This is a genomic window from Gallibacterium sp. ZY190522, from assembly GCF_054166015.1.
Map to the genome: position 1 here is coordinate 1,937,082 of NZ_CM135118.1, position 10,419 is coordinate 1,947,500.

7 protein-coding genes, 2 tRNA genes and 3 rRNA genes (1 of these 12 cut by a window edge) are annotated in these 10,419 nt (G+C 38.3%); 6 read left to right on the top strand and 6 right to left on the bottom strand.

The annotated features are described in order from the left end of the window. Positions 1–105 precede the first annotated feature (105 nt). Both ACXPAV_RS09335 and coaA read left to right on the top strand, forming a co-directional pair. Entirely contained in the window at positions 106–1,491 is a 1,386-nt protein-coding gene (locus tag ACXPAV_RS09335; protein WP_458003339.1) for a DASS family sodium-coupled anion symporter, read from the top strand. Between the two features lie 178 nt (positions 1,492–1,669). Next, entirely contained in the window at positions 1,670–2,602 is a 933-nt protein-coding gene (gene coaA / locus ACXPAV_RS09340; RefSeq protein WP_458003340.1) for a type I pantothenate kinase, read from the top strand. On the opposite strand, the gene ACXPAV_RS09345 is transcribed toward coaA, so the two are convergent. Further along, positions 2,603–2,917, bottom strand: a complete 315-nt coding sequence (locus ACXPAV_RS09345; RefSeq protein ID WP_039174658.1) for a DUF2322 family protein — start codon at positions 2,915–2,917, stop codon at positions 2,603–2,605. Between the two features lie 41 nt (positions 2,918–2,958). Here ACXPAV_RS09345 and ACXPAV_RS09350 point away from each other — a divergent pair, with 41 nt between their 5' ends. The 4 genes from ACXPAV_RS09350 (at position 2,959) to ACXPAV_RS09365 (ending at position 7,317) form a co-directional block, all read left to right on the top strand. Next, a complete protein-coding gene (locus tag ACXPAV_RS09350; protein ID WP_039174660.1) occupies positions 2,959–3,573 on the top strand; it encodes an ABC transporter ATP-binding protein in 615 nt (204 codons plus the stop codon). Between the two features lie 9 nt (positions 3,574–3,582). Further along, on the top strand, positions 3,583–4,356 hold the full coding sequence (locus tag ACXPAV_RS09355) for an ABC transporter permease (protein WP_039174662.1): 774 nt from the start codon (positions 3,583–3,585) through the stop codon (positions 4,354–4,356). Between the two features lie 137 nt (positions 4,357–4,493). Continuing rightward, on the top strand, positions 4,494–6,131 hold the full coding sequence (gene pyrG / locus ACXPAV_RS09360; RefSeq protein ID WP_458003341.1) for a glutamine hydrolyzing CTP synthase: 1,638 nt from the start codon (positions 4,494–4,496) through the stop codon (positions 6,129–6,131). A 295-nt stretch (positions 6,132–6,426) separates the two neighbouring features. Further along, positions 6,427–7,317 carry an IS256 family transposase, variant Zn-binding type gene (locus ACXPAV_RS09365; RefSeq protein ID WP_458004415.1) on the top strand — a complete coding sequence of 297 codons (891 nt, stop codon included), beginning with the start codon at positions 6,427–6,429 and terminating at the stop codon, positions 7,315–7,317. 302 nt (positions 7,318–7,619) lie between these two features. On the opposite strand, the gene ACXPAV_RS09370 is transcribed toward ACXPAV_RS09365, so the two are convergent. The 5 genes from ACXPAV_RS09370 to ACXPAV_RS09390 form a co-directional block, all read right to left on the bottom strand. Continuing rightward, positions 7,620–7,695 (bottom strand) — tRNA-Trp (locus ACXPAV_RS09370). A 14-nt stretch (positions 7,696–7,709) separates the two neighbouring features. Then, a tRNA-Asp gene (locus ACXPAV_RS09375) sits at positions 7,710–7,786 on the bottom strand. A 10-nt stretch (positions 7,787–7,796) separates the two neighbouring features. Continuing rightward, positions 7,797–7,912: ribosomal RNA gene (rrf, locus tag ACXPAV_RS09380) — 5S ribosomal RNA — on the bottom strand. A 52-nt stretch (positions 7,913–7,964) separates the two neighbouring features. Then, positions 7,965–8,080: ribosomal RNA gene (gene rrf / locus ACXPAV_RS09385) — 5S ribosomal RNA — on the bottom strand. Positions 8,081–8,327: 247 nt separating this feature from the next. Continuing rightward, positions 8,328–10,419 (bottom strand): 23S ribosomal RNA (locus tag ACXPAV_RS09390) (it continues 805 nt past the right edge of the window).

Here is a 10,419-nt window from a genome sequence, read left to right on the forward strand (position 1 = left end):
AAGTTGTTCACTAGCTCACAATTCTGGATTTACTTTCTGACGAAAGCATTGCTATTTGGTATATTGAAAATTAAATAATGCTCGTAAAGTAAAGGAGGATACATTATGACAAACAACAAGTCTCCAACAGTTTGGAGCAGATCAAGTTTAATCTTAGGCATAGATATTCTGATTTCATTAATTTTACTATTTAGTCTACCATTTGAACCTCAAGTCAATAAAGGTTTAACTTTATTGGTTTTCGTTGGAATCCTATGGTTGACGGAAGCGTTAAACGTGACTGTAACCGCACTATTAATTCCGATTTTAGCCGTTGCTATGGGGCTAACTGATACTAAAAAAGCGCTCGTTGCATTTGCTGATCCAACAATTTTTCTTTTCTTTGGTGGCTTTGCGTTGGCAACTGCATTACATATTCAAAAATTAGATCGATTTATTGCTAATAAAATTATGTCTCTTGCCAGAGGAAATTTATTGATAGCAGTCATTTATCTGTTTGTAGTCACTGCTTTTTTATCAATGTGGATGAGCAACACTGCCACTGCTGCAATGATGTTGCCATTGGCAATGGGGATTTTGTCTAATCTCGATCAACAGAAACAACACAATACTTATGTGTTCGTTTTATTAGGGATTGCTTATAGTGCTAGTATAGGCGGAATGGGAACATTAGTTGGTAGCCCACCGAATGCGATTGTTGCCTCTCAATTACACCTCAATTTCTCACAATGGTTGGGATACGGCTTGCCAATAATGATTTTATTAATGCCGGTAATGATTGCTGCGTTATATCTTGTTTTTCGTCCAAAATTTGAAAAATCATTTAAATTTGAATTTGAACAGATTGAGATTGATCGTCAACGTCTCATTACCTTAGCTATTTTCGTTTTTATTGCACTATGTTGGATTTTCAGTAGCTCTGTTAATCCTATGTTGGCATCATTATTGGGATTATCCGGAAAAATTGCTAGCTTTGACAGCTTTATCGCATTGTTGGCGGCAGTCTTAATCTGCATCACCGGCGTGGCGAATTGGAAACAGATCCAAGACAACACAGAATGGGGTGTGTTAATGCTTTTTGGTGGCGGTTTAACACTAAGTGCTGTGTTGAAAGATTCCGGTGCAAGCAAAGTGATGGCTGATGGTATTGTCTTTTTAATTCAAGACGGACATTTCTACATTATTGGTTTGGTTGTTGCTGCTTTCATTATTTTCTTAACTGAATTCACTTCCAATACTGCGAGTGCTGCATTATTGGTGCCTATTTTCATCTCTATTGCAGAAGCTTTAGGTGTACCAGCAATCGGTCTTGCCTTAATTATCGGATTAGGTGCATCTTGTGCGTTTATGCTTCCAGTGGCAACTCCACCAAATGCAATTGTATTCGGTTCGGGTCAAATTAAACAACAAGAGATGGTCAAAGCAGGAATTATCCTCAATATTTTCTGCGTATTCCTTATCGCTACTTTTGCCTATGTTTTCTGGCTTTAAATCTGCTTTGATAAAATAAGCCATTATAAAATAAAAGGATTAAATCGATCTTATATCGTTTTAATCCTTTTTAATGTCGTTTTATCTTATTACAAATATTCATTTTGCCTTTTTTGTTCACTTTCTATAACATAGATTTCACTGTTTTTTATTATTTTCATCAAATAAGAAGGATATTGTGAATAAGCACAATACTAATGATTTTTCACCGTTTTTAGTATTTGAACGGGAACAATGGGCTACACTAAGAAATTCTTTCCCTTTATCTTTAACAGAACAGGATCTAAAACCGCTACTTAGCTTTAATGATGAACTTTCTTTAAATGAGGTTCGTTCTATCTATTTACCCTTAGTTCGTTTATTAAATTACTATATTGATGAAAATTTACAACGCCACGCTGTTATAGAACGGTTTCTTGGTATAAAAAAGCCAAAAGTACCTTATATTATCAGTATTGCCGGTAGTGTTGCTGTTGGTAAAAGCACAACGGCTCGTATTTTACAGACACTTTTAACTCAGCCGGAAAGAAAAGTTGATTTAATTACTACAGATGGTTTTTTATACTCACTGAAAAAACTTAAGCAGTTAAATTTATTAAGCAAAAAAGGATTCCCTGTTTCTTACGATACTCAAGCTTTAATTCAGTTTGTTTCAGACATTAAATCAGGCAAAGAAAGCGTAAAAGCACCTGTTTATTCCCATCTGACTTATGACATTATTCCCGATCAATATACTGAAATTAATCAACCAGATATTTTAATTATTGAAGGTTTAAATGTATTACAACGAAGCCATAAATCGCATAATTTATTTGTATCCGATTTTGTTGATTTTTCTATCTTCGTTGATGCGGAAGAAACTTTGTTGAAACACTGGTATATCAAGCGTTTTCTTAAATTTCGTAAAGGTGCTTTTGCTAACCCGAATTCATATTTCCATAATTACGCTAAACTTTCTGAATCTGAAGCGATAAAAATCGCCTCAACTATTTGGGAAAGTATCAATGGTGTTAATCTGCACGAAAATATTCTTCCGACCCGTGAACGAGCAAGTCTAATTTTAATAAAAGGAGAAGATCACGCCATTAACACCATTAAATTAAGAAAATAATTATTTCAAAACCTTAATTTTCCAATGTTTATCGTTGGTAATTACCGATAATAACAAATCAATATTAGGATGTTTTCCCGGGTTTTCGAGTGCATCCTGATAATGTTCCGCAAACCACTCTAATCCTTGTTGTGCGCTATTTTTATCTAATTCACCATTGTATTTTTGTGCTAATGCGTGATATACCCGTAAAGATCCTAACTTTCCGATGATTGCAGGAATAGTATGCACAATTTCTGTTTGAGAATTTATAATATCAATTTGTTGAATACCTTCGATAGATGGCAAAGTTTGCAAAATCTGTTGAAAATTCATAAATATTGCTCCTCATAATAAGTTTTAAAAAAGGAAATGTTATGTCAATTATTTTATCCGCTGAAAACGTTGTTTTTCAAAACAGGATTCATTACCCCAATATCTATATTGAGCAAGGTAAAGCAACATTTTTTCAAGGGCCGAGTGGATGTGGTAAAAGCACTCTACTTCACCTTTTTAATGCCACATTACCAGTTACACAAGGGAAAATTTTATATCAAAACAAAGATATACAACAATTTGATAAAATTAAACTACGCCACGAAATTTTACTCGCTTCTCAGCAATTATATTTATTTAATGGCTCAATTTTAGAAAATTTTCAGCAATATCATCGTTATAGAGAACATACTTTACCTGATAAGAAACAACTGGAATTATATTTGGATCTTTGCTGCGTTCCATTCTCATTAGAACACTCCGTCAATCAGCTCTCCGGAGGTGAAAAACAGCGAGTATTTATTGCGATTGCACTTAGTTTTTCACCTAATATTTTGATGTTGGATGAACCAACATCCGCACTAGATGCACAAGTTGCCTCACAAATTATGGATAACTTTAAATCATTTTGTTTACCCAAAATGACATTAATTATGATCAGTCACGATCAGAATTTAACCCAAAAGTACGCTGATCAAATTATTTATTTTCATTAGGAATTGATTATGAACAATATTGCCGAAATCCAGATTTTTAATTTTTGTCTGGTTTATCTCCTATTATTAATAGTACTTTTTATTATGAAAAAGTGCGAAATCAATCAGTCTAAACTCTTGTTTATTGCCAGCATTAGAATGACGTTACAACTCATTATTGCCGGTTTTGTACTGACCTATATTTTTAAAAATCCACATCCTATTTTTACAGCACTTTATTTATTGGCAATGATCATCTTTGCTGTACACCGAGTCCTTTCAAAAAATCCTAATTTAAATCAACGCTTTAAATTAGCTATTATCGGCTCTATTTCATTTTCCGGTCTTGCCATATTAGCGTTTTTTATTCTTGTTGTCGTGAAAGAAGATTTCTTTCATCCTCAATATGTTATTCCTTTAAGCGGAATGATTATGGGAAATGCAATGACTGGGGTAAATCTTGGTGTCAAAACATTTCGTGAAAGTTTGCAAAGCGAACGTTCACGAATTGAAGCGTTACTCAATTTTGGGGTAACACCACAAAAAATATTGACACCTTTTGTCAATCAAGCTCTGGAAAGTGCATTATTACCAACACTAAATTCTATGGTTGGAATGGGTATTGTCGCTTTACCTGGTTTGATGACTGGTCAAATTCTTTCCGGGACACTACCTAATACCGCTATTTTGTACCAAATTGCTATTATGATTGCGATTTGTACCGCTGTTTGTTTATCCGTTTTTGGTTCTCTTTATTTCGGTTATCGCTCTCTTTATAACAAAGATCAGCAAATAACATTGTAATTTAACGTGAGATCGCCTAATGGCGATCTCAATCTTAGATTGAGTTAGTTAGCTAAATCCTGTAAACTATCATCCCGTCTTGATACTCAGGTATCTCTTTATATTCCATCCACATTTAAATTAATAGGCATAAAACAATGGCAACAAATTATATTTTTGTCACAGGCGGTGTTGTTTCTTCTTTAGGGAAAGGCATTGCAGCGGCATCTCTTGCAGCAATTCTAGAAGCTCGTGGCTTGAACGTTACAATGATGAAATTAGATCCTTACATTAACGTTGATCCGGGTACAATGAGTCCAACTCAACACGGTGAAGTCTTTGTTACTCAAGACGGTGCAGAAACGGATCTCGACCTCGGTCATTATGAGCGTTTTATCCGCACTAAAATGACCAAACGTAATAACTTCACTACCGGAAAGATCTATTCTGAAGTATTGCGTAAAGAACGTCGTGGTGATTACCTTGGTGCAACAATTCAGGTTATTCCACATATTACTAATGAAATTAAAGCGAAAGTTATTGAAGGTGCTGCTGGTCACGATGTTGTTATTGTTGAAGTCGGTGGAACGGTGGGAGATATCGAATCACTTCCATTTTTGGAAGCATTACGCCAACTTGCAGTGCAGGTAGGCCGTGAAAGAACTCTATTTATGCATCTCACTTTAGTGCCTTATATTGCAACTGCTGGAGAAGTGAAAACTAAGCCAACACAACATTCAGTGAAAGAATTATTATCTATCGGTATTCAACCAGATGTGTTGATTTGTCGTTCCGATCGCATTATCCCACCGAATGAACGTGCAAAAATTGCACTGTTCTGCAACGTGCCGGAAAAAGCGGTTATTTCATTAAAAGATGTTAATTCCATTTATCAAATTCCTGCATTACTAAAATCACAAGGATTGGATGAATTTATCTGTCAACGCTTCCACCTTGATTGTCCGGAAGCAGATCTATCTGAATGGGAAAATGTGCTTTATCAAGAAGCTAATCCAATCGGTGAAGTCACTATCGGGATGGTTGGAAAATATACCGAATTGCCTGATGCCTATAAATCAGTCAATGAAGCATTAAAACACGGTGGATTGAAAAATCGTTTATCCGTCAATATCAAATATATTGACTCACAAGATGTTGAATCTAAAGGCACTGATTTATTAAAAGGTTTAGATGCTATCTTAGTCCCTGGTGGCTTTGGCTATCGTGGTATTGAAGGCAAAATTCTAACCGCACAATATGCACGTGAAAATAATATTCCTTATTTAGGTATTTGTTTGGGAATGCAAATTGCCCTTATTGAATATGCACGTCACGTTGCAGGAATGAAAGATGCAAGTTCTTCAGAATTTGATAAAAATTGTCCTCAGCCGGTGATTGGATTAATTACAGAGTGGCAAGATGCTGATGGCAATGTAGAAGTGCGTAGTGATAAATCCGACTTAGGCGGCACTATGCGACTTGGTGCACAAAAATGTCATCTAGTAGAAGGCAGCTTAGCGCGCCAATTATATGGTAAAGAAACCATTGAAGAACGCCATCGTCATCGTTATGAAGTTAATAACAAATTGTTACCTCAAATTGAAAAAGCCGGATTGAAAGTAACTGGCTGGTCAGCAGATAATAAATTGGTTGAAATTATTGAAGTGCCTAATCATCCTTGGTTTGTTGCTTGCCAATTCCATCCGGAATTTACATCAACACCGCGTGATGGCCACCCTCTATTCAGTGGATTTATTAAAGCTGCTTATGATTATCAGAAAAAGCAAAAAGCTTAATTAATTAAATACTAAAGAAAGGGGCTAAGCCGTGTATTACAACGACTTAGCCCTTTAAATTATTATTAGATTCCTATAATTTTAACTCTATTTTCTTTTTGCGCATTTTAAATATCAAGCTAATAATCACTTTACTCAGAAAGCTTCTTCGTCATTTAAAATACCAAATTGTGCATAAAAAGGCATAGTAGACAAAATTGTTGCTAAAAAGTGGCTTAAAGCCTTATAGTACAAGGCTTTAAGCCCTCTTTTTGAAATATGAATAAAAAACTGCCCATTTTGCCAAAGTGCAGAAATAAAGAAACATGGCAAATTAAATAATTTTCAACGTTATTTTTGTCACCAATGCCATAAAACATTTACGTTCAAAAAGAAATTAGAGCCAATAAAAATTTGGTCTGATTACACTTGTGGAAAACAAACTTATCAACAACTTGCAATTAAATATCATTGTTCCGTTAGAACCATTCAAAGATATATAGATAAATCCCCCAAAACACCCTTAAAATTACCTCAAAATCGATACCTGAACATTATTATGGATACCACCTTTTTTGGTCGCTATTTTGGTGTTTTAGTGCTGATGGATTCAAAAACAAATAAGGTAGTTTGTTATCACTTTATACGAACAGAAAAGGATATTTATTACAAATTAGCATTAAATCGACTAAGAGAAAAAGGCTATATAATTCAAGCTATTACTTGTGATGGGAGAAGAGGATTAATGAAAGATCTTTTTAATACTCCGGTACAGATGTGTCAATTTCATATGATAGCTATTGTAATGAGAAAATTAAGAAAAAAACATCAATCATCAGCAGGTAAGGAATTAAAAATTATCACTAAAACAATAACAGAAAGTACAAAAAATGAATTTTATCTTCGCTTACATACATGGTATTTAAAGCACGAGATTTTTTTAAAAGAACGAAGTGAAAAAGCGAATGAAAAAGGCTATTTCCCATATAAGCATCGAAACATAAGAGGCGCTTATGCCAGTGTAAAATGGTATATGAATTATTTATTCTCTTTTGAAAAGTATACTGAAATAAATATTGAAAAGACGACAAATAGGATTGAAGGATTATTTAAACATCTAAAACGTCAATTAAATAATCATAATGGCTTAACAAAACAGCATAAGATTATGTTTATAAAGGATTTTTTAAATAAAAAGAGTTGGTAATAATTAGGGGAAATAATTAAAACCAACACTTTTGTCCATTAGAGGCATAGTTTGCAGAAAAACCAACACTTTTGTCTACTATGCCTTCTTTTTGTGCATTTTAAATATCAAGCTAATAATCACTTTACTCAGAAAGCTCCTTCGTCATTTAAAATACCAAATTGTGCATAAAAACACTTATAGTTTAATTAAATCAAGAAACAAATGGATTGAATAAATCTATCTTAGTAAAGATTAATACCTATTCAATAAGGAATGAACAGATTAGGAAAATACTAAACAAAAAAATGATAAATTATAAATGGCAGGGGCGGAGAGGCTCGAACTCCCAACACCCGGTTTTGGAGACCGGTGCTCTACCAATTGAACTACGCCCCTATTGATAGAATAAATGGCGGAACGGACGGGACTCGAACCCGCGACCCCCTGCGTGACAGGCAGGTATTCTAACCAGCTGAACTACCGCTCCGTAAATAGATAATTGGCGATGACCTACTCTCACATGGGGAATCCCCACACTACCATCGGCATTACAATATTTCACTTCTGAGTTCGGCATGGGATCAGGTGGTACTATTGCATTATTATCGCCAAAAAATTCTTTTATTTACTAAATACACTAAAGAAATGTATTTAGTAAATAAAAAACCTGGCAGTGACCTACTCTCACATGGGGAATCCCCACACTACCATCGGCATGACAACATTTCACTTCTGAGTTCGGCATGGGGTCAGGTGGTGCTATTGCATTCTCGCCGCCAGGATTATCCTGTCTATACACTGCTTTTTCCTACTTTCTGCTCTTGCTCTTGCTTTCCACAGTGTATCTGCTTATTCTCTATCTTCTCTTTCTTCTTGTTCTTTCTTTAACCTTTCCGGCTTCCTTTTAACTTAACACAAGCTGTCTACTTCCTTCTCTCTTCGCTCTCTTCCCTCGCTCCGCGCTCTTGCCTTTCCTCGCTTCCGCTTCTCCTCAGCCTCCGCTCTCCGCAAAAACCCTTCAGCGTTGTATAGTTAAGCCCCTCGGGCAATTAGTACTGGTTAGCTCAACGGCTCACACCGCTTACACACCCAGCCTATCTACGTCTTAGTCTTAAACAACCCTTACTGACTTTTGTCAGGGAGAACTCATCTCGGGGCAAGTTTCGTGCTTAGATGCTTTCAGCACTTATCTCTTCCGCATTTAGCTACCCAGCAATGCCTCTGGCGAAACAACTGGAACACCAGTGATGCGTTCACTCCGGTCCTCTCGTACTAGGAGCAACCCCCCTCAATTCTCCAACGCCCACGGCAGATAGGGACCGAACTGTCTCACGACGTTCTAAACCCAGCTCGCGTACCACTTTAAATGGCGAACAGCCATACCCTTGGGACCTACTTCAGCCCCAGGATGTGATGAGCCGACATCGAGGTGCCAAACACCGCCGTCGATATGAACTCTTGGGCGGTATCAGCCTGTTATCCCCGGAGTACCTTTTATCCGTTGAGCGATGGCCCTTCCATTCAGAACCACCGGATCACTATGACCTACTTTCGTACCTGCTCGACTTGTCCGTCTCGCAGTTAAGCTGGCTTCTACCATTGCACTAACCTGACGATGTCCGACCGTCATTAGCCAACCTTCGTGCTCCTCCGTTACGCTTTGGGAGGAGACCGCCCCAGTCAAACTACCCACCAGACACTGTCCGAACACTCGTCCCGAGCGCTTCGTTAGAACATCAAACGTTAAAGGGTGGTATTTCAACAACGACTCCACGATAACTGGCGTTACCGCTTCGCAGTCTCCCACCTATCCTACACATTAAAATTCAAGGTTCAGTGTCAAGCTATAGTAAAGGTTCACGGGGTCTTTCCGTCTAGCCGCGGGTACACCGCATCTTCACGGCGATTTCAATTTCACTGAGTCTCGGGTGGAGACAGCCTGGCCATCATTATGCCATTCGTGCAGGTCGGAACTTACCCGACAAGGAATTTCGCTACCTTAGGACCGTTATAGTTACGGCCGCCGTTTACTGGGGCTTCGATCAGGTGCTTCTCTTTCGATGACACCATCAATTAACCTTCCAGCACCGGGCAGGCATCACACCCTATACGTCCACTTTCGTGTTTGCAGAGTGCTGTGTTTTTATTAAACAGTTGCAGCCAGCTCGTCGCTTCGACTGGTTCATGCTCCATCCGCTTCGGACTTCACACTACGCCAGCGCACCTTCTCCCGAAGTTACGGTGCTATTTTGCCTAGTTCCTTCACCCGAGTTCTCTCAAGCGCCTTAGTATTCTCTACCTGACCACCTGTGTCGGTTTCCAGTACGGTTTAGATAAACCTTTCGCTTAGTGGCTTTTCCTGGAAGTTGGGTATCAGTTACTTCAGCACCTTGGTGCCTCGTCATCATCTCTCAGTGTTAATGGTGAGCCGGATTTGCCTAACTCACCCACCTACTAACTTAAACGTACTCTTCCATCCGTACGCTAACCTAACCTGCTCCGTCCCCACATCGCAGTTTATCCAAGTATGGGAATATTAACCCATTTCCCATCGACTACGCTTCTCAGCCTCGCCTTAGGGGCCGACTCACCCTGCCCCGATTAACGTTGGACAGGAAACCTTGGTCTTCCGGCGAGCGGGTCTTTCACCCGCTTTATCGTTACTTATGTCAGCATTCGCACTTGTGATACCTCCAGCAGCCCTCTCGAACCACCTTCTTCAGCTTACACAACGCTCCCCTACCCAACAAGATTTCTCTTGATGCCGCAGCTTCGGTGCTATATTTTAGCCCCGTTACATCTTCCGCGCAGACCGACTCGACTAGTGAGCTATTACGCTTTCTTTAAATGGTGGCTGCTTCTAAGCCAACATCCTAGCTGTCTAAGCCTTTCCACTTCGTTTCCCACTTAATATAGACTTTGGGACCTTAGCTGGCGGTCTGGGTTGTTTCCCTCTCCACGACGAACGTTAGCACCCGCCGTGTGTCTCCTATACATTACTCTTCGGTATTCGCAGTTTGCATCGGGTTGGTAATCCGGGATGGACCCCTAGCCGAAACAGTGCTCTACCCCCGAAGGTATTCATATAAGGCTCTACCTAAATAGATTTCGGGGAGAACC